The 22,741-nt window shown below is 72.0% G+C and carries 21 protein-coding genes; 12 read left to right on the top strand and 9 right to left on the bottom strand.

Annotated elements, in window-relative coordinates; translation table 11 throughout:
• Nucleotides 1–18 precede the first annotated feature (18 nt).
• From ACQPWW_RS08955 to ACQPWW_RS08930, 6 genes are all read right to left on the bottom strand, one after another.
• Nucleotides 19–1,065, bottom strand: coding sequence for a LacI family DNA-binding transcriptional regulator (locus tag ACQPWW_RS08955; RefSeq protein WP_433130956.1), 1,047 nt, complete (start codon nt 1,063–1,065; stop codon nt 19–21).
• Between the two features lie 82 nt (nt 1,066–1,147).
• Entirely contained in the window at nt 1,148–2,569 is a 1,422-nt protein-coding gene (locus ACQPWW_RS08950) for a GH1 family beta-glucosidase (protein ID WP_433130954.1), read from the bottom strand.
• Nucleotides 2,566–3,408 (bottom strand): carbohydrate ABC transporter permease, encoded by an 843-nt coding sequence (locus ACQPWW_RS08945; RefSeq protein WP_433130952.1) that lies wholly within the window; start codon nt 3,406–3,408, stop codon nt 2,566–2,568. Before ACQPWW_RS08945 ends, ACQPWW_RS08950 begins: the two co-directional genes overlap by 4 nt.
• A gap of 10 nt (nt 3,409–3,418) precedes the next feature.
• The gene (locus ACQPWW_RS08940; RefSeq protein ID WP_433130950.1) at nt 3,419–4,390 is read right to left on the bottom strand and encodes a carbohydrate ABC transporter permease; all 972 of its coding nucleotides are present in this window, start codon (nt 4,388–4,390) and stop codon (nt 3,419–3,421) included.
• Between the two features lie 109 nt (nt 4,391–4,499).
• Nucleotides 4,500–5,789, bottom strand: a complete 1,290-nt coding sequence (locus ACQPWW_RS08935; RefSeq protein ID WP_433130948.1) for an ABC transporter substrate-binding protein — start codon at nt 5,787–5,789, stop codon at nt 4,500–4,502.
• A gap of 323 nt (nt 5,790–6,112) precedes the next feature.
• A complete protein-coding gene (locus tag ACQPWW_RS08930; protein ID WP_433130946.1) occupies nt 6,113–6,667 on the bottom strand; it encodes a plasmid pRiA4b ORF-3 family protein in 555 nt (184 codons plus the stop codon).
• A 150-nt stretch (nt 6,668–6,817) separates the two neighbouring features.
• Here ACQPWW_RS08930 and ACQPWW_RS08925 point away from each other — a divergent pair, with 150 nt between their 5' ends.
• From ACQPWW_RS08925 to ACQPWW_RS08880, 10 genes are all read left to right on the top strand, one after another.
• Entirely contained in the window at nt 6,818–7,564 is a 747-nt protein-coding gene (locus ACQPWW_RS08925; RefSeq protein WP_433130944.1) for a pyrimidine reductase family protein, read from the top strand.
• Between the two features lie 261 nt (nt 7,565–7,825).
• On the top strand, nt 7,826–9,580 hold the full coding sequence (locus ACQPWW_RS08920; RefSeq protein ID WP_433130942.1) for an ATP-binding protein: 1,755 nt from the start codon (nt 7,826–7,828) through the stop codon (nt 9,578–9,580).
• Nucleotides 9,581–9,598: 18 nt separating this feature from the next.
• Entirely contained in the window at nt 9,599–10,747 is a 1,149-nt protein-coding gene (locus tag ACQPWW_RS08915) for an exonuclease SbcCD subunit D (RefSeq protein ID WP_433130940.1), read from the top strand.
• Complete coding sequence (locus ACQPWW_RS08910) at nt 10,747–13,221, top strand: AAA family ATPase (RefSeq protein WP_433130938.1); 2,475 nt, start codon at nt 10,747–10,749, stop codon at nt 13,219–13,221. Before ACQPWW_RS08915 ends, ACQPWW_RS08910 begins: the two co-directional genes overlap by 1 nt.
• 55 nt (nt 13,222–13,276) lie before the next feature.
• Complete coding sequence (locus ACQPWW_RS08905; protein ID WP_433130936.1) at nt 13,277–14,236, top strand: hypothetical protein; 960 nt, start codon at nt 13,277–13,279, stop codon at nt 14,234–14,236.
• A gap of 18 nt (nt 14,237–14,254) precedes the next feature.
• A complete protein-coding gene (locus ACQPWW_RS08900) occupies nt 14,255–15,112 on the top strand; it encodes a spermidine synthase (RefSeq protein WP_433130934.1) in 858 nt (285 codons plus the stop codon).
• A gap of 124 nt (nt 15,113–15,236) precedes the next feature.
• Nucleotides 15,237–15,929, top strand: coding sequence for a sigma-70 family RNA polymerase sigma factor (locus ACQPWW_RS08895; RefSeq protein ID WP_355029379.1), 693 nt, complete (start codon nt 15,237–15,239; stop codon nt 15,927–15,929).
• Nucleotides 15,926–16,708 carry a zf-HC2 domain-containing protein gene (locus tag ACQPWW_RS08890; protein WP_433130932.1) on the top strand — a complete coding sequence of 261 codons (783 nt, stop codon included), beginning with the start codon at nt 15,926–15,928 and terminating at the stop codon, nt 16,706–16,708. The genes ACQPWW_RS08895 and ACQPWW_RS08890 overlap by 4 nt, the downstream gene beginning before the upstream one ends.
• A 203-nt stretch (nt 16,709–16,911) precedes the next feature.
• On the top strand, nt 16,912–17,559 hold the full coding sequence (locus tag ACQPWW_RS08885; RefSeq protein WP_433130930.1) for a hypothetical protein: 648 nt from the start codon (nt 16,912–16,914) through the stop codon (nt 17,557–17,559).
• 120 nt (nt 17,560–17,679) lie between these two features.
• Nucleotides 17,680–18,600, top strand: a complete 921-nt coding sequence (locus tag ACQPWW_RS08880; RefSeq protein ID WP_433130928.1) for a DNA-3-methyladenine glycosylase family protein — start codon at nt 17,680–17,682, stop codon at nt 18,598–18,600.
• Between the two features lie 45 nt (nt 18,601–18,645).
• Here the strand turns inward: ACQPWW_RS08880 and ACQPWW_RS08875 are convergent, their stop codons facing one another.
• Both ACQPWW_RS08875 and ACQPWW_RS08870 read right to left on the bottom strand, forming a co-directional pair.
• The gene (locus ACQPWW_RS08875) at nt 18,646–19,074 is read right to left on the bottom strand and encodes an SRPBCC family protein (RefSeq protein WP_433134227.1); all 429 of its coding nucleotides are present in this window, start codon (nt 19,072–19,074) and stop codon (nt 18,646–18,648) included.
• Between the two features lie 96 nt (nt 19,075–19,170).
• Nucleotides 19,171–19,383, bottom strand: a complete 213-nt coding sequence (locus ACQPWW_RS08870) for a hypothetical protein (RefSeq protein ID WP_433130926.1) — start codon at nt 19,381–19,383, stop codon at nt 19,171–19,173.
• 134 nt (nt 19,384–19,517) lie between these two features.
• On the opposite strand from ACQPWW_RS08870, the gene ACQPWW_RS08865 reads away from it, so the two are divergent.
• Together ACQPWW_RS08865 and ACQPWW_RS08860 are read left to right on the top strand one after the other, a co-directional pair.
• The gene (locus ACQPWW_RS08865; protein ID WP_433130924.1) at nt 19,518–20,633 is read left to right on the top strand and encodes an ATP-dependent DNA ligase; all 1,116 of its coding nucleotides are present in this window, start codon (nt 19,518–19,520) and stop codon (nt 20,631–20,633) included.
• On the top strand, nt 20,620–22,263 hold the full coding sequence (locus ACQPWW_RS08860; RefSeq protein WP_433130922.1) for an alpha/beta hydrolase: 1,644 nt from the start codon (nt 20,620–20,622) through the stop codon (nt 22,261–22,263). Before ACQPWW_RS08865 ends, ACQPWW_RS08860 begins: the two co-directional genes overlap by 14 nt.
• Here the strand turns inward: ACQPWW_RS08860 and ACQPWW_RS08855 are convergent.
• A complete protein-coding gene (locus tag ACQPWW_RS08855; protein WP_433130920.1) occupies nt 22,190–22,702 on the bottom strand; it encodes a potassium channel family protein in 513 nt (170 codons plus the stop codon). The two genes, ACQPWW_RS08860 and ACQPWW_RS08855, sit on opposite strands and share 74 nt — an antisense overlap.
• Nucleotides 22,703–22,741 lie beyond the last annotated feature (39 nt).

The raw sequence follows: 22,741 nt of genomic DNA, 5'->3' as shown, positions 1-22,741 counted from the left end.
CCCCGCGCCCGGGGGCGGTCAGGCGGAGGCGCGGTGGACCAACTGGGTGTCCAGGAGGAGGTGCGTGGCCGGTAGGTCCTCGCCGCGGATCCGGGCCACCAGCAGGCGGGCCATCTGTCGGCCCATCTCCTCCACCGGTTGGAAGACGGTGGTCAGCGGCGGGTCCGCCCGGAGGGCGATCGTCGCGTCGTCGAAGCCGATCACCGCGACGTCCTCCGGCACCCGCCGGCCGGCCTCCCGCAGCGTCCGCAGCGCGCCGAACGCCATCAGGTCGGACGCGACGAAGACCGCGTCCAGGTCCGGGCAGACGTTCAACAGTCGCCGCATGGCGCTCGCGCCGCTGCCCTCGCTGAAGTCGCCGTACGCGATCAGGTCGGGGTTGACGCCGGCCCCGGTGGCCTTCACCGCCTCGGTGTAGCCGGCCAGGCGGGCCAGGCCCACGCCCATGTCCTGCGTACCGGCGATGGTGGCGATGCGCCGTCGCCCCTGCATCGCCAGGTACTCGACGGCCTGCCGGGCTCCGCCAACGTTGTCCACGTCGACGAACCAGGCCGGCTGGGCGCCCGGCTGGAGCATCCGGGCGGGCCGACCGCCGAGCACCGCGGGCAGGCCGCGTTCCTCCAGCAGCGTCGGCAGCGGGTCGGAGTCGTGCAACGACAGCAGCAGGACGCCGTCGACGTGCTGGTTGGTCAGGTGGTGCTCGACCCGCTCCCGCTCCACCGGCGACTGGGCCATGGCCAGCCAGAGCTGCATCGGCGTCTCCAGCAGGCCGGAGCTGATCCCCCGGACGATCGCGGCGAAGAACGGCTCGGTGAAGACCCGCTCGCCGGATTCGGAGACCACGAGCGCCACGGAGTCGGTCCGTTGGGTGACGAGCGCGCGGGCGGCCCGGTTCGGCACGTACCCCAGCTCGGCGATGGCCTGTTGGACCGCGGCCCGGGCCTCCGGACTGACCTGCGGTGAGCCGTTGACCACCCGGGAGACCGTGCCCCGACCGACACCGGCGCGCGCCGCGACCGCATCGAGGGTCGGGCGCCCGAGCGACCGGGTGCGCTGCGTTGTCATCGTCTGCTCCTCCGACGGCGGGCGGACCCGGCGCCACCTGCGAGAGGTGGACGCCAGGACCGTCCTGGTGGCTGGCCCGAGCCTATTGTGCGGCCAGACCGTTGCGCCGGATCACCGAGGCGTACCACTTGGCGCTGGACTTGGGGGTGCGGACCTGGCTGTCGTAATCGACGTGGATCATGCCGAACCGCTTGGTGTAACCCCAGGCCCATTCGAAATTATCCATCAACGACCAGGCAAAGTATCCCCGCAGAGGCACTCCGGCGTCGATCGCCTCGTGCGCGGCGCGCAGGTGGGCGTCGAAGTAGGCCAGCCGGTCGACGTCGTCGACCTCCCCGTCGACCACCGAGTCGACGAACGCGGAACCGTTCTCGGTGACGTAGAGCGGCAGGTTGGTGTACTCGTGCACCCGACGCAGCGTCTCGGTCAGGCCCGGGGCGTCGATCTCCCAGCCCATGTCGGTCACCGGGACGCCCCGGGTGACGAACCGGACGTCCTCGCTGCCCGGCCAGCACGAGGGAGCCGAATCGACAGCGGCGCCCTCGGCCGCCGCGGCGACCACGTGCCGGCTGTAGTAGTTGACCCCGACCAGGTCCAGCGGCGTGGAGATGGTCGCCAGGTCGCCCTCGCGCACGTGGCCGAAGTCGGTCACCGTGGCGAGGTCGGCCACCAGGTCCTCCGGGTACGACCCGCGCAGCAGCGGGTCGAGGAAGAACCGGTTGGCCAGCCCGTCGATCCGCCGGGCGGCGTCCACGTCCGCCGGGGCGTCGGTGGCCGGGTCGACCGGGTAGAGGTTGACCGTCACGCCCACCTCGGCGGCCGGCCGGGAGGCCCGCAACGCCTGCACGGCCAGGCCGTGACCGAGCATCAGGTGGTGCCCGGCGCGAACCGCGTCGGCGCCGTCGGTGCGGCCGGGTGCGTGCACACCGGAGCCGTAGCCGAGGAACGCCGAGCACCACGGCTCGTTCAACGTGGTCCAGTACCGCACCCGGTCACCGAGCGCGTCGGCCACCAGCGTCGTGTAGTCGGCGAAGCGGGCCGCGGTGTCCCGGGCCGGCCAGCCGCCGGCGTCCTCCAGGGGCTGCGGCAGGTCCCAGTGGTAGAGGGTGAGCCACGGCTCGATGCCGTTGGCCAGCAGCTCGTCGACCAGACGCCGGTAGAAGTCCAACCCCTGCGGGTTGGCCGCGCCGGTGCCGCCGGGCTGCACCCGGGACCAGGAGACCGAGAAACGGTACGACTTCAGGCCCAGCTCGGCCATCAGCGCGACGTCGCCGCCGAGCCGGTGGTAGTGGTCGCAGGCGACGTCGCCGGTGTGCCCGGCGACGACCCGACCGTCGGTGTGGCTGAAGGTGTCCCAGATCGACGGGGTACGGCCGTCCTCGGCCGCCGCCCCCTCGATCTGGTACGCCGCGGTCGCGGCTCCCCACAGGAATCCGGGTGGGAAGGTCAGCCCGGGGCGCTCGTCGAGGACATCAACGGCGGGTGGGCTGGCGGGGTTGCTCACGACTTGACGGCACCTTCCATGATCCCGCCAATGATCTGGCGGCCGAACACGAGGAAAACGATCACCAGGGGGATGGTGCCGATCGCCGTGGCGGCGAACACCTGGGAGTAATCGGTGTAGTAGGCGTACGAGAGGAAGGAGAGCGAGACCTGAAGGGTCGGGTTCTCCGGGGTGAGGATGGCGTACGGCCAGAGGAACGAGTTCCAGGTCTCCATGAAGGTCAGCAGACCGAGAACACCGGCGGCGGGGCGCAGCGCGGGCAGCACGATGCTCCAGTAGATCCGGAACGTGCTCGCCCCGTCGACCCGACCGGCCTCGATCAGCTCGTCGGAGATCGCCTGGCTGGCGTACTGCCGCATCATGAACACGCCGAAGGCGCTCACCAGGAACGGCACGGTGACCGCGTAGAGGGTGTCGTACCAGCCCAGGTCCTGCATCATGCCCCAGAGCGGGATGAGCCCCATCTGGGTCGGGATCATCATGGTGACGATGATCGCCAGCAGGAGGGCGTTGCTGCCCCGGAACCGCAGTTTGGCGAAGGCGAACCCGGCAAGCGAACCGGTGAGCACCACCGACAGGGTGACCACCGAGGAGACGATGATCGAGTTCATCATGCCGGTGAGGAAGTTCGCGGCGTCGTTGTCGAGCACCCGCCCGAAGTTGTCACCGAACGCCCCGCCGGGCGTCAGCGGCGGCGGCACGTCGTTGATGGACTCCAGGCTGCGAGTGCCGATCACGATCATGTAATAGAAGGGGTAGATCGACAGCAGCGCCGCCAGGACGAGCGCCACATAGGTCAGCGGGCTGGTGCGCCACAGGCGCTGGGAAGCCGAGATCATCGATCTCTCCTCACTTCGCCGAGCGGCGGACGAGTAGGAAGTTGAACAGCGACACCACGACGATGATCATGAAGATCGCCCAGGCGACTGCGGCTCCGTAGCCGGCGGTGTTGAGGTTCGAGATGCCCATCTCGTACATGTACATGGCCAGCGTCTGGAACTCCCGCTGGTTGCCGCCGATGATGCTGCCGTTGCCGAAGAGCAGGGGCTCGGTGAAGAGCTGCATCCCGCCGATCGTGGACAGGATGACCACGAAGATGAAGGTGGGCTTGAGCATCGGCAGGGTGATCTGCCAGAACTGCCGCCACTGGCTCGCGCCGTCGATGGCCGCGGCCTCGTAGAGGTCCTTCGGGATCGCCTGCATGCCGGCGAGCAGGATCAGGGTGTTGTACCCCGTCCACCGCCAGTTGACCATCGAGGAGATGGCGAACCAGGAACTCCACCGCTGTCCGTCCCAGTCGACCGGGTCGACACCGACCAGGCTGAGCAGCCAGTTGAACAGACCGAACTCCCGCTGGAACAGCATTCCGAAGACGATCGCGACCGCGGCCACCGACACCACGTTCGGCATGAAGATGGCCATCCGGAAGAAGGTCTTGGCACGCAGGAAGGTCCGGTTGAGCAGGTTCGCCAGGAAGAGGGCGAGCAACAGCTGCGGGATGGTCGACAGGGCGAAGATGCCGAACGTGTTGACCAGCGCGTTCCAGAAGTACTCGTCGGAGAACAGTCGGGTGTAGTTGTCGAAGCCGATGAACGTGTGGTCGCCGATCATGTCCCAGTCGTGCAGTGACATCCAGGCGGTACGCACCATCGGGTACAACCCGAACACGCCGAAGATCACGAAGAACGGGGCGATGTAGAGGTACGGCGAGTACTTGACATCGAGGCGGTTTAATAACCTTGCCCGGCTACGTCGGGAAGAGACGTCGGGAGAAGGCGGTGCTGCTGGCGACGGCGGTGCCGTCGTGGCCGACAGGCTCATGCGAATTTCCTTTTCCGGCGAGGCCCGGGGGCCCTCGCGCAGGGCGCTACGCGGAGGGGACCGGCCGGTGGCGTCCGGGAACCCCCGAACGCCACCGGCAGGGAATCACTCAGAAGGCACCCTGAGTCTTTGCGTCCTTCGTGAACTGCTCCCAGGCCTTCGCCTTGTCGGCCCGCCCGTTCTCGAACGCCCGCAGAGCCGGCTCGAGCGCGTTCTCCTTGATCGCCTGGTGCTTCGGGCCCAGGTGGGTCGGCTGGATCTTGGCAACGCTCTCGCCGAAGATCTTGCCGGTCGGCGCACCGCTGAAGTACTCGTTGGTGTAGCTGGTGAACGCCTCGTTCTTCAGCGCCTCCAGGTTGGTGGGCAGCGGGCCCTTGGCCTTGAAGGCCTCCACCTGGCTCTTGGCGTTGGTCAGGTACTCGGCGAGCTTCGCCGCCTCCTTCGGGTACTTGCTCTGCTCCGGAACCGCGAGCCACGAGCCACCCCAGTTACCGCCGCCACCCGGAACTGCCGCGACGTCCCACTTGCCCTTGTTGGCCGCGCCGGAGTTCTCCGAGACGATGCCGAGCATCCAGGACGGGCAGAAGGTCGCCGCGAAGGTGCCCTGCTTGAAACCACCCGACCACTCCGGCGACCAGGTCTGCGCCTTGGCGGAGATGTCGGCCATCCCGGTGGCGGTCTCCCAGGCGTTCTTCACCGCGGGGCTGGTGTCCGCGATGATGTTGTTCTCCTTGTCGTAGAACAGATCACCGTTGCCCTGGAACATCACGCCGTTGGAGACGGCGGTGATCGAGTCGATGAACGCCTTGCCGCCGCTGCCCTGCTTGTACTTCAGACCGGCGTCGTGGAAGCCCTTCCAGTCCGGCCAGAGCGCCGACACCTGGTCGCGCTCGGTGGGCAGGCCGGCCGCCTGGAACAGGTCCTTGCGGTAGCAGACCGCGAGGCTGCCGACGTCGGTCGGCAGGCCGACCAGCCGGCCGTCCTGCGACTTGCCCAGCTCCCACTTCCAGGGCAGGTACTCCTTGGAGTGGTCCGCGATCAGCGGGTTGAGGTCGGTCCAGTTGCGCGGGTTGGTCTTGAACTCGTTGAGAATGCCCTCTTCCAGGGCGGTGACGTCCGCGGCGCCCTTGCCGGTGGCGAGGTAGCGGACCAGCTTCGGCCGGTACTCGGCGAGCTGCGCGGTCTTGCGCAGCTCGACCTTGATGCCGGTGTCCTTCTCGTACTGCTTGACGAGCTCTTCGTAGCCGAACTCGCCGAACGTGTCGACGACCAGCTTGGCCGGCTTCTCGCCGGCCGCCGGCTTGTCGTCGTCGTTGCCACAGGCTGCGAGACCGCTGACCGCGGTGATCGCGGCCAGGGCAGCGGCCGCCAGGCGGGTACGCCGCGTGGTGACACTCATTCGCTGACCCCTCTTTCCGGTGGTGAGGCTGATGTGTGTGGTGGGGGTGTGCTCATCGCGCCACGCCAGGGTGTGCGAGTGACCCATGCCACCTCCGGGAGCGCTCCCATGAGATTGCCGACAGGTAACGGGGGTGTCAATAGGACGTTGGGAGCGTTCCCAGATCGTTACCGCCCAGCTAGCCCGGAATCCGTACCCCAAAAACGCCCCCTTTTCACCCCGCCCGCACCCCCTCACCGCCCGTGATCAAGAGGTTTCGGTGGGGAACCGTACCGCTGCTGACGCAACCCATATGGTCAACCACGAAAGGCGAGAGTGGGGGGTCAGGAGAAGCGGCGGAGCAGGGTGGTCGCGCGGTCCGGGTCGAAGCGGGACGGGTCGAAGGTGGCGCCCGCCCAGTCGCGCAGCGTCGCGTGCCGCGAATCGACCGGGTCGCCCTCGTCGGCCAACGCGACAAGGAGCGCCTGGTAGCCCGGCGGCCCGCCGACACCCTCCGGCGGGCAGGCCCGGTCGCCGTCCAGGCAGACCGGGTACCGCTCATCGGGGTCCGCCGTCAACGCGTCCTCCACGACCAGGTCGTGCTCCCACCAGTCGCCGAAGTCGTACGTGTAGGAGAACCGGCTGCCCTTGCCCAGCACCGCGTCCAGCCGCACGTCCAGCTCGTCGTGCAGCGCCAACTCCCCGTCCGGATCGGGCTCGCCGTACTGCACGGCGTCGATCTCGAACGAGTGCAGGTGGCAGTCCCGCCAACCCATCGCGTGCTGCGCCACCCGGTGCAGCCGGTCCAGCGTGTAGCCGGCCGGCACGAGCACCCGCCGCCACACCGGCGGGCGGACGCCGGCCAGGGACATCTTCAGCTGGAAGATCTGACGCGGCATGCTGTCCTGTCCTCCCGCGGCTTAGGCTGCCAGCATGATCTGCCGAGCGTGCCGGGCCCGGCGACACGACGAGTGCCCGGGCCGGAACTGGTGCGACTGCCAGCACCGTACCGCCGAACCGACCCCTCCGGTCACCGGTCCGGCCGGCGAATGACCGTCGGAATCCCGATCCGGCGGCTCTGGCCCGAGCCGTCGACGCAGCCACTCGACGACACCGCGCTGACCGACCTCTACCACCGCGTGGCCGAGCCCCGACTACGGGTCAACTTCGTCACCAGCCTGGACGGCGCGGTCAGCGTGGACGGCTACTCCGCCGGGCTCTCCGGCCAGCCGGACAAGCGGGTGTTCGGCGTGCTCCGGATGGTCTGTGACGCGCTCGTGGTGGCCGCCGGCACGCTGCGCCACGAGGGTTACCGGGCGGTCCGCCTCGACGAGCGTCGCCGCGCCTGGCGTCGCGACAACGGGTTGGTCGAGTACCCCACGCTGGTGGTCGTCTCCGCCGCGCTCGACCTGGATCCGGCGCAGGCCGCCTTCGCCGACGCGCCGACCCGACCGATCGTGCTCACCCACGCCAAGGCCGAGCCACCACCCGGCCTGACCGACGTCGCCGACCTGCTGCGCTGCGGCACCGACCGGGTCGACCTCGCCGCCGGCCTCGCCGAACTGCACCGACGCGGGCTGACCCAACTGCTCTGCGAGGGCGGCCCGCACCTGTTCGGCGCGCTCACCGCCGCCGACCTGGTGGACGAGCTGTGCCTCACCGTCTCGCCGCTGCTGGCGGGACCCGGGCCGGGCCGGATCACCGCCGGCGACGCCGCACCGCCCCGACACCTGCCGCTGCGGCACGTGCTCGCCGCCGAGGACGGTGTCCTCATGCTCCGCCACGCCCGCGGCTGACCCGGGCGGGTTCAGTCGGTCAGCACGGCGCCGGGCGGCCCACCCGATCCGGGAGCGCCGGCCCACACCCGCACGTCGCCGTACGGTTCGTCGGCCGCGAGGTGGATTGCGCGACGCGCTGTCCTCGGCCGGGCACCCAGCGTCAGGAGCCGGACGGCGCATGGTGTCGTCCGCCGCGTCGCGTGGCGACCTGTCGTACTCCTCGGGCAGGATGCACAGCATGCGCGCCGACCGTGATGCCCGATCGACCCGAGTCGCCCGATGACCGACGCCGACCTCGACAGTCCGGGCGAGGCGGTCGGGCGGGTGCTGGGCACCGCCGACGCCACTCCGTTGCAGTTCTGGACGGCCGTGGCGCCCGGCAGCTACCTCCAGCTCGACGACGTCGTGGTCACCCGGCGGGAGCTGCCGGACCGGGAGCCGGTGACGATCGCCGGGGTGGTCACCCAGGTCCGCGCCCGGCACGAGGGCGCCCAGTTCGACTCGGACGTGTTCGCCATCGCCGACGGCACGCTGCCGGCGATGGTGCAGGAGGCGGCCGAGGTCACCACCACCCGGGTCGATCCGGAGCTGTACGTGCCGCCGACCCCGGGCGCGGTGGTGCACCGGGCCGAGGGCGACGCGCGGGCGCGGGCGCTGCACTTCGACCGGATGGAACGACGCATCCCGATGGGGATGGGCCGGGACGGCGTTCCGGTCTATCTCAACGCCGACTTCCTCGACGGCAGCCGGGGCGCGCACGTCTCCATCTCCGGCATCTCCGGTGTCGCCACCAAGACCAGCTTCGCGACCTTCCTGCTCTACTCGGTCTTCCGCTCCGGTGTGCTGGGCGGCGACGCGGTGAACGCCAAGGCGCTGATCTTCAACGTCAAGGGCGAGGACCTGCTCTTCCTCGACCATCCCAACACCCGCCTCGACGAGCCGACCCGCGCGGCGTACGCGAAGCTCGGGCTGAGCGCCGGCGCCTTCCCCGACGTGCGGGTGTACGCCCCGCCCCGGGTCGGTGACGCGGCCGGCACGCCGGACGTGAGCAGCCGGCTCACCGGGGTGGACTCGTTCTACTGGACGCTCAGCGAGTTCTGCACCGACCGCCTGCTGCCGTACGTCTTCGCCGACGCCGACGACGAACGCCAGCAGTACACGATGGTGGTCCACTCGGTGGCCGCGCACCTGGCGCGTTACGCCCAGCCGGCCGACGGCGGGGTGAGCATCGACGGGGTGCGGCTCGGCTCCTACGGCGACCTTGTCGACCACATCGTCGACCAGCTCAACGACGACGAGACCCGCTCCGACTGGGCGGGCAGCGCTGTCGGTCTGGGCACCGTCAACGCGTTCGCCCGGCGGCTGATCGGCAGCAAGAAGGACCTCGCCCGGCTGATCCGTGGCGACCTGGCCACCCGCCGCCCGCACTCGATCAACACCAGCGAGTCGGCGCAGGTGACGGTGGTCGACCTGCACAACCTTCCGGACCGCGCGCAGCGGTTCGTGGTGGGTGTGACGCTGAAGAGCGAGTTCGAGCGCAAGGAGAAGTCGGGCACCGCCAAGCCGCTGCTCTTCGTCGTCCTCGACGAGCTCAACAAGTACGCCCCCCGGGAGGGCTCCTCCCCGATCAAGGAGGTGCTGCTCGACATCGCCGAGCGGGGCCGCTCGCTCGGGGTGATCCTGATCGGCGCGCAGCAGACGGCGAGTGAGGTGGAGCGGCGCATCGTCACCAACTCGGCGATCCGGGTGGTCGGCCGGCTCGACCCGGCCGAGGCCTCCCGCCCGGAGTACGGTTTCCTCCCGCCGGCGCAGCGGCAGCGGGCGCTGCTGGCCAAGCCGGGCACGATGTTCGTCAACCAGCCGGACATTCCGGTGCCGCTCTGCCTGGAGTTTCCGTTCCCGGCCTGGGCCACCCGGGTCTCCGAGGCGGGCCGGGCGCCATCGGAGACGTTGCGCTCGATCACCCAGTCCGCCGACCCGTTCGCCGTGGTGGGCTCCGGCGGCGGCAGCAGCGACGACGACATCCCGTTCTAGGTAGGGGCCGGCACAGCCATGAAGATCCTGCACACCTCCGACTGGCACGTGGGAAAGGTGCTCAAGGGACAGTCCCGGGCCGAGGAGCACAAGGCCGTGCTGGCCGGGGTGATCGACATCGCCCGCGCCGAGCAGCCGGATCTGGTGATCGTCGCCGGCGACCTCTACGACACCGCCGCGCCCAGCTCGGAGGCGACCCGCCTGGTCACCCGGGCGTTGACCGCGCTGCGCCGCACCGGCGCGGACGTGGTCGCGATCGGCGGCAACCACGACAACGGTCCCGCGCTGGACGCGCTGCGTCCGTGGGCTGACGCCGCCGGCATCACGCTGCGCGGCGGGGTGCGGGAAGATCCCGACGAGCACGTGATCGACGGCACCACCGCCGGCGGTGAGCGGTGGCGGCTGGCCGCGCTGCCATTCCTGTCCCAGCGGTACGCGGTGCGCGCCCTGGAGATGTACGACCTGACCGCCGCGGAGACCAACCAGACGTACGCCGACCACCTGGGCCGGGTGCTGGGGCGACTCACCGAGGGTTTCACCGAACCGGACCGGGTGCACCTGGTCACCGCGCACCTCACGGTGACCGGCGCGACCACCGGTGGCGGCGAACGCGACGCGCACACGGTGCTGGGCTACGCCGTCCCGGCCACCGTCTTCCCGGCCACCGCGCACTACGTGGCGCTGGGCCACCTGCACCGGGCGCAGCGGGTCATCGGCCCCTGCCCGGTGCGCTACAGCGGCAGCCCGCTGGCTGTCGACTTCGGTGAGCAGGAAAACGTCCCCTCGGTCACGCTGGTCGAGGTGACGGCCAGCACCGCCGCCCGGGTGCGGGAGGTGCCGGTGACCGCGGCGAGCGCGCTGCGCACGGTGCGGGGCACCCTGGCCCAGCTCGCCGAGATCGAGGCGCCGGACGCCTGGTTGCGGGTGTACGTGCGGGAGCAACCCCGCGCCGGCCTGCGCGAGGAGGTGCAGGAGCTGCTCCCCCGGGCGCTGGAGATCCGGATCGACCCGGAGCTGCTGACCGCGCCGGGCAGCGGTGCCCGCATCGCGCAGCGCTCGGGGCGTTCGCCGCGGGAGTTGTTCGCCGACTACCTGGACAGCCGGGGCCACGCCGACGAGGGCGTCCGGGAACTGTTCGACGAGCTCTTCGAGGAGGTCGAGCACTGATGCGTCCGATGCGGTTGGACATGGCCGGGTTCACGGTCTTCCGGGACGACACCACAGTCGACTTCACCGACGCCGACTTCTTCGCCCTGATCGGTCCGACCGGTTCGGGCAAGTCCACGGTGCTGGACGCCATCTGTTTCGCCCTCTACGGCATGGTGCCCCGCTGGGGCGGCCCGCGGGGGTTGGCCAACGCGCTCGCGCCGTCGGCGACCGAGGCCCGGGTGCGGTTGGTCTTCGAGTCCGGTGGGGCCCGCTATGTCGCCACCCGGGTGGTCCGCCGCGACGGCCGGGGCAACGTGAAGACCGCGAACGCCGGCCTGCAGCTGATGCCGGCCGGCTTCGACGTGACCAAACTCGACACCGGGTTGAGCCCGGACGACCTCGGCGAGGTGGTCGCCGGCACCCCCGCCGAGATGGAGCAGGCGGTGCTGGAGGCGGTCGGGCTGCCGTACGAGCAGTTCACCAGCTGCGTGGTGCTGCCGCAGGGGCAGTTCGCGGACTTCCTGCACGCCAAGCCGGCGACCCGGCAGCAGATCCTGGTCAACCTGCTCGGCCTCGGGGTCTACGAGGATGTGCAGAAGAAGGCGACGGCGCGCGCCGCGCAGGCGGAGGCCCGACTGGAGGCGGTCGACCAGGTGCTCGCCGGGCTGACCGGCGTGGACGACGAGGCGTTGGCCGAGGCCGACGCGCGGGTCGACCGGATGGCCGAGCTGGCCGGCGAGGTGACCGCCGCGGTGCCGGAGCTGGCGGCGGCCCGCTCGGCCGCCCGGGAGGCGGCGGCGGCGCTCACCGCTCTCGACGACGAGCTGACCGTCCTGACCGGGGTACGCGCGCCCGCCGGGGTGGCCGAGGTGGCCCGCGCGGTCACCGCGGCGCGGGCCGACGCCGAGGCCGCGGCGACCGCTGTGTCGTTGGCCGAGGAGCGGGAGGAGAAGCTGCGCGGCGAGCTGGCCGCCGCCGGTGACGAGAGCGCCCTGCGGCTGCAACTGCGGGCGTACGACGATCGGGACCGGTTGTCCGGCGAGGCCGACACGGTCCGCGCCGCGGTGCGCGCGGCGAACGACGAGCACGCCGCGGCGGTGGCCGCGCTGGCGGCGGCCCGCACGGAGGCCGAGCGGGCCGAGGCCGAGCTGGAGGCGGCCTTCCGGGCGCACGAGGAGGCGAAGGCCACCGACCTGGCGGTCAGCCTGCGGGTGCACCTGCATGCCGGCGCGGCCTGCCCGGTCTGCGAGCAGCCGGTGGCGCGGGTGCCGGCGGTGCCGGCCGATTCGGCGGTGGCGGCGGCGACGGCGGCGGGCAAGGCGGCGCGGGCCGCGACCAAGGCCGCGCAGGCGACGGTGCAGCAACGCGACGCGGCAGCGCGTGACCAGGAACGGCTGCTGGTGCAGGCGCGGGCCCGGCAGGAGCAGGTGGACGCCCGACTGGCCGAGTTGGACGGGCAGCTCGCCGGCGCGGCCGAGCCGGCCGTGTTGCGCCGGGAGTTGGCCGAGCACGCCCGGTTGCGGCGCGCACTGGAGGAGGCGGCGAGCGCGGTGCGGGCCGGCCGGGACGCCGCGCGCCAGGCCCGCGCCGGGGTGGATGCCGCCGAGGAGCGGCTGCGGGCCGCGTGGCGGGCCTTCGACACGTCCCGGGACGGGTTGGCGCGGTTCGGCCCGCCGGTGACCGATCGGGACGACGTGGCGGTGGCCTGGTCCACGTTGACCGGTTGGGCGACCACCGAGGCGGATCGTCGCCGCGCCGACCGGGCGAGCCGGGCCGCCGCGGTCGCCGAGGCCGAGTCGGTGGCCGACGCGGTGCAGCGGCGCATCGCCGGCATCTTCGCCGACGCCGACGTGCCGGTCGGCGACGATCCGGTGCACGCGGCGACGGTGGCGGTGGAGCGGGCCGACGCCGACCGACGCCGGCTGGCCGAGCGCCGGGAGCAGGCCGGCACGTTGCGCGAGCAGCGGGCCGGGCACGAGCGGGAGGCGCAGGTGGCGCGCGCGCTCGCCGGGCACCTGCGGGCCAACAACTTCGAACGGTGGTTGCTGGCCGAGGCGTTGGACCTGCTTGTGGACGGGGCGTCGGGGATCCTGCGGGAGCTCTCCTCCGGCCAGTACGAGCTGGTGCACGACAAGGGTGAGTTCGTCGTGGTCGACCACCACGACGCGGGGCTGCGCCGGGGGGTGCGCACCCTCTCCGGCGGTGAGACGTTCCAGGCGTCGCTGGCGTTGGCGTTGGCGCTCTCCGAGCAGCTGGCCGGGATGTCGACAACGGCGGCGAGCCTGGAGTCGATCGTCCTGGATGAGGGCTTCGGCACGCTCGACGCGGCGACCCTGGACACGGTCGCCGCCACGTTGGAAAATCTGGCCGCCCGGGGCGACCGGATGGTCGGCGTGGTCACCCACGTGCCGGCGCTGGCCGAACGGATCCCGGTCCGCTTCGAGGTGCGCAAGGACGCGCGTTCGGCGCGCGTGGAGCGGACGGGCCGGTGAGCGCGAGGAGTGCGGCGCGGCGGGGCCCCGCGGTCGCGAACGAAGGGCGGGCGCGGTGAGCGACGCGGCGTTCTTCGTCGACTCGTGGGATCCGGCGTACGGGGCGTCGTTCGAGGCGTCGGCCGCCGGTCCGGCCGCGCCGAGCAGCGCGCAGGTCGACGCGGACGTGGAGCTGCCCGCTGTGGACTGGCGGGCGATCGGGGTACGCCCCGGGGTGCGGCCACCCGACGTGGTGCTGCTTGTCGACGGGGTCCGCCGGATCGACGCGAGCATCTGGACGGCGGAGACCGACGGCCTGTCGTTTCCCGGTCTGGCCGCCTCGTACGCGGCCGGGGTGGTCCGGTGTGACCTGGGCCGGGGTGCGGCGCAGTTGGCCGGCACCCGGGTCGGTCGGGGGCTGTTCACGGCGAGCCCGTCGGCCCAGGACGTGGTGGCCGGCGCGATCCGCTACCCGGTGCACCGGGTGGGTGGCACCGGCGAACTGGCGAAGCTGCCAGCCGCCGTGCAGGGCCCGCTGACCGCGCTGGAGGTGGCGGTGTCCGACGCCGCCCGGGTCGACGGCGACCTGCTGGTGGTGGACGGCCCGCTGCGCAGTCGCCGGCAGCTGCCGCGCACGCTCGGCTACATCAAGACCCAACACAGCCAGTACCTGGATGCCCGGCTGACGGCGGTGGTGACCGGCCTGGCGTCGGGTGAGCGGTCCCCGGTGTTCCGGCTGGGCACCGCCTGGGGCGGCTGGTCGTGGTATTTGCGGCTGCCGGTGGCGATCGGCGCCCCGTGGGCGGGCATCGTCCGGGTGGAGTGTTCGGCCGACCTGCCCGTCGAGGCGGCGATCGAGCTGGCCGACCTGTCGCTGGCCACCCTGCCCCGCTTCGCCTCCACCCCGTACAAGGACCCGCGGGCCCCCCAGAACCTGATCCCGATCGCCGGGCTGGAGCGCCGGCTGCGTGCCCTGCTCGGCGACTCCCGGCTGCTGCACCGCGCGTTGACCGCCGCGGCCCGCGCGGCCCGTTGACAGCGGATACTTGTCGGGATGGGACGTAAGCGGGCGGCCGACCGGGTGGTCGAGCAGGTCGACACCGGGCAGGCCGAGCTGGTTCCGGACCCGGACCGGGCCGGCTCGTGGACGCTGCTGCTGGACGGCGCGCCGCAGTCGCACGTCGACCTGACCGACCCGACGCATCTGGAGTTCGAGTACGTGCGGCGGCTGGCCGCCGCGGTGGACCTTGTCGCACCGGCCGGTGCGCCGCTGCGGGTGCTGCATCTGGGTGGCGGCGCCCTGACCCTGCCCCGCTACGTGTCGGTCACCCGGCCCGGCTCCACCCAGCGGGTGGCCGAGGTGGACGGCGCGCTCGTGGAGTTGGTCCGCAGGGTGCTGCCGTGGCCGTCCGACGCCCGGCTGCGGGTCCGCGTGGAGGATGCGCGGGCCGTGTTGACCGCCACCCGGGACGCCAGTTACGACGTGGTGGTCGCCGACGTGTTCGCCGGTGCCCGTACCCCGGCTCACCTCACCTCGGTGGAGTACGCGGCCGAGGTGGCCCGGGTGCTCCGCCCCGCGGGCTGGTACCTGGCGAACCTGGCCGACGGCCCGCCGCTGCGGCACGCACGTGGGCAGGTCGCCACGGTCCGCTCGGTGTTGCCGCAGGCCTGTCTGGTCAGCGACGCGGCGGTGTTGCGGGGCCGCCGGTACGGAAACCTGGTGCTTGTCGCCGGACGGTCCACACCGCCGGTGCCGGAGCTGACCCGGCGCGCCGCCGGCGACTGGTTCCCCGGCCGGGTGGTGGCCGGCGACGAGTTGGACCGCTTCGCCAGCGGCGCGCAGGTGGTCCACGACGCGGACGCCACCGGTTCCGATCCGCCACCACCGGGCCTGTTCTCCGTCCGCCGCTGACCGTCCACCCGACGGCTCCGCAGAACTTTTTCGCCGTTTGTTGATCCGCTCGGGGCGGCGCTGCGTACCACCGGGCGGCCCGCTTCGTGGGCCGGCGATGGTTACGGACACCCCGGAGGTCTGCATGCACGCGGTGGCGGCCGGTTGGCATGGCGACGTGGTAGGCGCCGACTGGATGTCGGCGCGGTCCTCGTCACGGCCGACGTCGTCTGCCCGGGGGGTCGACGCGCACGCGACGTCTCGCCAGAATGGTCCGGTGACGCCGCGACCGGCGCCCGGACGCCATCAGGCGACGACAACCGAGGCCAGCCACTCCGACCAGTTGATCCGTCAGCTCTACGCCGAGCACGCCGGCCCGTTGCTGATGTTCGTCATGCGCCTCACCGGGGGGGACCGGCAGCGCGCAGAGGACATCGTCCAGGAGACGCTGCTGCGGGCCTGGCGGAACGCGCACCGCCTGGGCACGCAGGGGCAGGGGTCGCTACGGCCGTGGCTGGTCACGGTGGCCCGTCGGATCGCCATCGACGAGCACCGCAGCCAGGAGGCGCGGCCGCCGGAGACGTACGACCGGGACCTCACCGCGTTCGCCGAGGCGGACAGCACCGACCGGGTGCTGCGGACCATGACGGTGGCGGACGCGCTGCGTACGCTCAGTCAGTCGCACCGGGAGATCCTGATCTCGACGTACTTCCGGGGGCGGACGGTGCCGGAGGCCGCCGAGGAGTTGGGGCTGCCGCTCGGCACCGCCAAGTCGAGGGTCTACTACGCGCTGCGCGCGCTGCGCACGGCTCTGCAGGAGCGGGGGGTGACAGAATGAGCCGGCCGGACCACATGGACGTCGCGGCGTACGCGCTCGGTGTGCTCGACGAGCAGGACACTGAGCGGTTCGAGGAGCATCTCGCCACCTGCTGGGCGTGCGCGGCCGAGTTGGAGACGATGGTGCCGGTGGTCGGGCTGCTGTCCGACATCGACGGCGAGACGATGATGGCGCTGGAGCAGACGGCGACCGACCCGGCGCTGCTGAACCGGACGCTGGGCGCGGTCCGGGCCGACCGGCGGCGGAGCAGGTTTCGTCAGATGCTCGCGACGGCCGCCGCGGTGGTGGTCTTCGGCGGTCTGAGCGGGTACGGCTTCGTCAGCGTGACCGGCAGCAGCGACCCGGCGCCGCCGCTCGCCGGTGCGACGCCGAGCACGCCGGCCGACCCGGCGACGAGCGGGCCGACGGCCCCGCCGAGCGGCCCCGGTGTCGGCGGCACCGAGGAGGAGGGCGACCAGGTCGAGGCCACCGACCCGACGACCGGTGTGCAGACCACCATGTTCCTTGTGAAGCGGGAGTACGGCACGCGGATCAATTTCAGCCTGCGGAAGCTGCCCGGCCCGCGCACCTGCCGGTTGGTGGTGGTGCGGAAGAACGCCAGCACCGAGGTCATTTCGAGCTGGTCGGTGCCGGACGGCGGCTACGGCACCAGCATTCGACCGCAGGGTCTGGAGTTGAGCGCGTCGACGTCGGCTCCGGTGGAGGACATCAAGCAGCTCCAGGTGCAGTCGGTGGACGCCAATGGTGTGGCGAGTCCGCTGGTCACGCTACCGATGTAGTCTCGCGTACGGATCGGCGCCGGCCATGGCGACAATGGCCGGCGCCGATCTGTCGTTTGCGGAGAAGTCCCGCATCGGGGGCGTACGCATTCCCGCTCGAATCGGTTCAATCAATTCGCGTGAAATTGACCACTGTTACTACTTCAACCTTGACAGCCTGCCTCCCGTACCTATGGGTGAACTGCCGAGAATGAGGAGGGCACGTGGCACAGATGAAGCGGACCGTCATCGTCGCGAGCGCGATGGTCGCACTAACGGCCTGCGCTCCCGCAGGTTACGACGGGGCGAACTCGAGCGCGGCCGAGCCGGTCGCCGTCGCCGCGGCCGAGCCCAGCGCGTCGGTTGAGGCCGAGGCGTCGGCGTCCGCGGAGGCGCCAGCCGCCGACGCGCCGCCCGCGAACGTCGACCTGACCGAGAAGCTGGTCGGCAAGAGCGTCGCCCGAATGGGCAAGGTGGTCACCGACCAGGACGGCTGGATCCTGTACCGCTTCGACAAGGACACCGCCGACCCGCCGTCGTCGAACTGCGTCGACAAGTGCGCCGAGGTGTGGCCCCCGGCGCTGACCGACGGCAACCCGCAGCTCACCGGCGTCTCCGACGACAAGGTCAGCAGCGTGACCCGCCAGGACGGCACCCGTCAGCTCACCGTCGGCGGCTGGCCGGTCTACCGCTACATCGGCGACAAGAAGCCCGGCCAGTGGAAGGGCCAGGCCGTTGGTGGGACCTGGTTCGTGGTCCAGCCGGACGGCAAGAAGAACCTCAGCTGCCTGCCCACCTCCACGCCGAAGGCGGTCGCGCCGCCCGCGGACAGCGGCGCCAGCGACGCCGGGGGCTCGGGCTACTCGTACTGATCCCAGACGCCACGGAAGCACGGTGGCCGGTCGCAGCCGGGGAGGGCGCGACCGGCCACCGTCGTGCCCGTGCGGGCCTGCGGTGGTCGTGACCAGGCCGCGACCTGGCAGAGTGGCGGGGTGACCGACACCGAACCCGCCGCGACCCGGGTGCTGCGCCCGCCGGTCGGCTACCGGCTGGCGGCCTCGGTCCGGGCGCTGACCTTCACCCCGTACGACCCCTGCGCACGCGTCGTCGGCGGCACCTTCTGGTGGGCCACCCGCACCCCGGACGGGCCGGCCACCCTGGCGCTGCGGCTGGCCGATGGCGACCTGCTCGCCGAGGGCTACGGGCCGGGCGCCGCGCACGTGGTGGCGCGGGCCGACGCGATCGCCGGGCTGCACGACGACCTGACCGGCTTCGCGGAGCTGGCCGGGGCGCACCCGCTGGTGGCCCGGCTGGCCCGGGAGCACCGGGGGCTGCGGATGCCTCGCACCGGGCAGGTCTTCCCCCGGCTGCTGCGCGTGGTCTTCGAGCAGAAGGTCACCGTCAAGGAGGCGTACCGGGCGTACGCGGCGACAGTGCGGCACTTCGAGGAGCCGGCCCCCGGCCCGTTGCCGTCGCTGCTGCTGCCGCCCGAGGCCGCCGCGGTGGCGGCCACCCCGTACTGGGTGTTCCACCCGTTCGGCGTGGAGCAACGTCGGGCCGACACGCTGCGTCGCGTCGCCGCGCTCGCCGACCGGTTGGAGCGCAGCACCGACGCCGCCGACGCCACCCGTCGGCTCACCGCCATCCCGGGCATCGGGCCGTGGACGGCCGCCGAGGTGGTCCGGGTGGCGTACGGGGACCCGGACGCGGTGAGCGTCGGCGACTACCACGTCCCGAACACGGTGGCCTGGGCGCTCGCCGGCGAGCCGAGGGGCGACGACGCCCGGATGTTGGCCCTGTTGGAGCCGTTCCGGGGGCACCGGGGTCGGGTCTGTCTGCTGCTGGGCGCTGCCGGCCTCCGGGCGCCGAAGTACGGTCCACGTGCCCCGATCCGCTCGTTCGCACGGTACTGAGCGGTCACCGTCCGGCGCAGAGCCGGCGCCCCACCTCCGGGTACCTCAGCTCGGCAACTGCTCGCACCGGCGCTTGAGCCCGTCGGCCTCCAGGCGCAGGTAGCGCCGGAGCAGGCCGCCGTACAGCCGGCCGATCAGGCCGGCCAGCGCCCCGGACTGGACGATGGCCAGCTCGACCCGGGTGTGCCCGTCGGGCAGCGGCAACAGTCGGTGCTCCCCACCGGTGCGTACCCCGGGGGTGTCGGAGACCCAGGTGAACTCCCGTCCCTCGGTCAGCTCGGTGACCCGCCACACCGCCGGCCGCAGCTTCGGTTGGGTCAACCGGGCGGTCGCGCCGACGGCGAGTGGCCCCGGTTCTCCCCGCTCGACCCGGGACACCGATGCCGTCCACTCCGGCCAGCGCTCCACGTCGACAAGCACCGCCCAGACCCGCTCGATGTCGGCGGCGATCTCCGTCGTGGCCTCGAACCGCATCACGTCCCCTCCCCGGCGGGCGCCGTCGCGCACCGCCCACGGGTGCGGACGAGGCCGCCGAGTGGATCGTGACACCCCCGCGCAACCTCGGCGGGATCAGGCGGCTTCGCGGAGGTCGGCCAGGCTCAGGGGGGTACGCAGCCGCAGCAGTTCCTCCAGCTCACTCACCGAACCGACCTCGCCGAGCACGTTCCGGCCGCCACCGAACCGCTGCGGGTAGCGGCGGGTCAGCCGGTAGCGGTAGCGGCCCCGGATCAGCTCGACGCTCACCCGCCACCGCCCGCAGCAGTCACAGACCCACTCGGACACCTCGCGAAAGTAGCTCTGACCTGCGGTTATCCGATTCGCCCGGTCGGGACGAGCGGCGCGTGGGCGGACACGCCACCCCGGCACCCAGGGTGATCTGCCTCACGGCTGTCGGTGCCGTCTGATTGACTGGCGCCGTGGACCTGCCGATCAATCCTCCGGTCGAGCCGATGCTTGCCAAGAGTGTCGCCAAACTCCCCACCGCGTCCGGCATGACCTACGAGCCCAAGTGGGACGGGTTCCGGTGCATCGTGTTCCGCGACGGCGACGAGGTCGAGCTGGCCAGCCGGGGCGGCAAGTCGATGACCCGCTATTTCCCGGAGGTGGTCGAGCAGGCCCGCCGGCAGTTGCCCGAGCGGTGCGCGGTCGACGGTGAGTTGATCGTCATCCGGCGCGACGGGCCGAGCGGCCAGCCCCGGTTGGATTTCGAGTTGCTGGCCCAGCGCATCCACCCGGCCGCGTCCCGGGTGCAGCTGCTGGCCGAGACCACACCTGCCGATTTCGTCGCGTTCGACCTGCTGGCGATCGGTGACGAGGCGCTGCTCGACCAGCCCTACCCGCTGCGCCGGAAGCGGTTGGTCGAGGCGCTGGCCGGGGTGCGTCCGCCCGTGCACGTCACCCAGGTCACCACCGATCCCGACACCGCCCGCCGTTGGTTCGACGTCTTCGAGGGCGCCGGGCTGGACGGGCTGATCGTCAAGCCGGCCGACCTGCCGTACGAGCCCGGCAAGCGGCTGATGTTCAAGGTCAAGCACGCCCGCACCGCGGACGCGGTGGTGGCCGGCTTCCGCTGGCACAAGTCCGGCCCGGTGGTGGGTTCGCTGCTGCTCGGTCTGTACGACGACGCCGGGGTCCTGCACCACGTGGGGGTGAGCGCGTCGTTCACCATGGCCCGTCGCGCCGAGCTGCTCGACGAGCTGGCCCCCTACCGGGACACCGGCGGCGAGCACCCGTGGGTGCACGGCGACCACGAGCGCGGTCAACGCATCCCGGGTGGCGTGAGCCGGTGGACCGGCACGAAGAATCTGGAGTGGGAGCCGGTCCGCCCGGAGCTGGTGGTCGAGGTGGGCTACGACGCGATGGAGGGCGAGCGGTTCCGGCACACCGCACGGTTCGTCCGCTGGCGTCCGGACCGCGATCCCCGGTCGTGCCGTTACGACCAGCTCGACCGGCCGATCCGCTTCGATGTGGACCAGGTGCTGCGCGGTGACCCGGCGGCCACCGTGGACCGGGCCGCCAATGGCTCGGCGTAGCCTGGCCGTCGACTCGACCCCGGAGGAGCACGTGATCCGCACCGCCCATCAGCCTCGGCTGGCGACCAGTCGCCGGGTCCGTCGCACGCTGGCCGCCTTCACCGTCGCGGCGCTGCTCACCGCCGGTTGCACGCTGCCGGCGTTCGCACCCCGCACCGAGGTGGAGGGCGCGGCCGCGCCGACGGGCAGCGCACCCACCTGGCGGCCCTGCCCGGAGGTGCCCGACGACCTGGTCGGGCGCGGCGCGCCGGGCATGCGCTACGAGTGTGCCCGGATCGCGGTGCCCCGCGACTGGGGCACCGGCGGCGGGGCGAGCACCGGCCCGGGCGCCGGGGAGACCTTCGAGATCGCCCTGCTGCGGGCCCGCTCGACGAAACAGCGCGACCGGGTCGGCTCACTTGTCATCAACCCGGGCGGCCCGGGCGGCTCCGGCGTCGACACCGCCGTCTACCTGTCGTTCGGCCCCCAGTTCGGCGGGCTGCCCACCTCGATCACCGAGCGCTTCGACATCGTCGGTTTCGACCCGCGCGGGGTCTCCCGGTCCAGCCCGGTGAAGTGCATCTCCGACGCCGACCTGGACGCCAGCTTCGGCTTCGACCCGGACCCGGCGGGCCAGTCGGAGTTCGACGGCTTCGTCGGTCTGAGCCAGCGGATCGGGCGTGGCTGCGGCGACCGGTACGGGGACCAGTTGCCGTTGTACGGCACCGAGCAGGCTGCCCGTGACATGGACGCGGTGCGCGCCGCGGTGGGTGACGACAAGCTCACCTACCTGGGCTACTCCTACGGCACGCTGCTCGGCGCCACGTACGCCCAGCTCTACCCGCAGCGGGTGCGGGCGCTGGTGCTCGACGGGGCCGTCGACCCGCAGCAGCGGCTGGTGGAGGGTTCGGAGAGCCAGGCCCGCGGCTTCGAGCGGGCCTTCACCAACTTCACCCGCTGGTGCGCGGCGAACGCCGGCCGTTGCCCGATCGCCCCGGACGCGCGGGCCGCGGTCACCTCGGCCATCGACAAGGCCAAGGTCTCTCCGGTACGCGGCGCCGGCGGACGGGAAGCCACCGCCGGCTGGGTGTTCTACGCGGTCATCTCCTCGCTCTACACCGAATCCGGCTGGCAGGAGCTGGCCCAGGCGATCGACCGTCTGGCCAAGGGCGACCCGAAGGACGTGTTCCGGCTCGCCGACGCGTACGCCGGCCGGGGCGACGATGGGCATTACTCGAACCTGTTCGACGCCAACCTGGCCATCAACTGCGCGGACGAGACGGAGAAGCCCAGCCGGGAGCAGATCCGGCAGTTGCAGGCGGACTGGCGGGGGAAGTATCCGCTGTTCGGGCCGGCGCTGGCGGTCGGCATGCTGAGCTGCGTCGAGTGGCCGGGTGGGCGCGACCCGTACCCGACCGGCAAGGCCAACGGCGCGCCGCCGATCGTGGTGGTCGGCACCACCGGCGACCCCGCGACACCCTACGAGCAGACCCCGCGGCTCGCCTCGATGCTGGGCGTCGGCCGGGTGCTCACCTGGGAGGGCGAGGGGCACACCGCGTACCCACAGACGTCCTGCATCACCGACGCCGTCGACGCGTACCTGCTCGACCTGACAGTGCCCCGCGAGGGCCTCCGCTGCCCGGCCCGCTGACCGGCGGGGCCGGCGGCAGCGGAGGCACCTCGATCCCCTGCCGGGTGGCCAACTCCTCAAGCAGCGCCCGCATCCGGCGCACGTCGGCCTTGAGCTGCTCCTGCTCCTCGTGCTCGAACGCGTTGTCGTCGACGATGAGCCGGCTCGCGAAGTGTGCGGTGATCAGCGGGATGACCAGCAGCACCATTGTCGAGATGAGCAACGCGGCAAGCGTACGGCCCGCCCAGGTCGTCGGTGAGATGTCGCCGTACCCGACGGTCGAGGCGGTGACCACCGCCCACCAGACAGCGTCGGCCGGGCTGCGCTGCTCAACCTCCCCGTAGATGATCCCGGCCACCACGATCATCAACAGGTACGAGGTGATCAGCGTGCGGGGCGAGTTGGCGAACCACACCAACGCCCGGTATATCCAGCGGAACGGCAGCAGCACGGGCTCCATGCCGCCCCATGCTGCCCGTTGCCCGCAAGTGGCACGGAC

It is taken from the genome of Micromonospora sp. CA-240977, from assembly GCF_050942285.1.
Classification (GTDB): domain Bacteria; phylum Actinomycetota; class Actinomycetes; order Mycobacteriales; family Micromonosporaceae; genus Micromonospora.
Note: the sequence above shows the minus strand (reverse complement) of the source record. Positions and strands in the feature narration are given on the sequence as shown.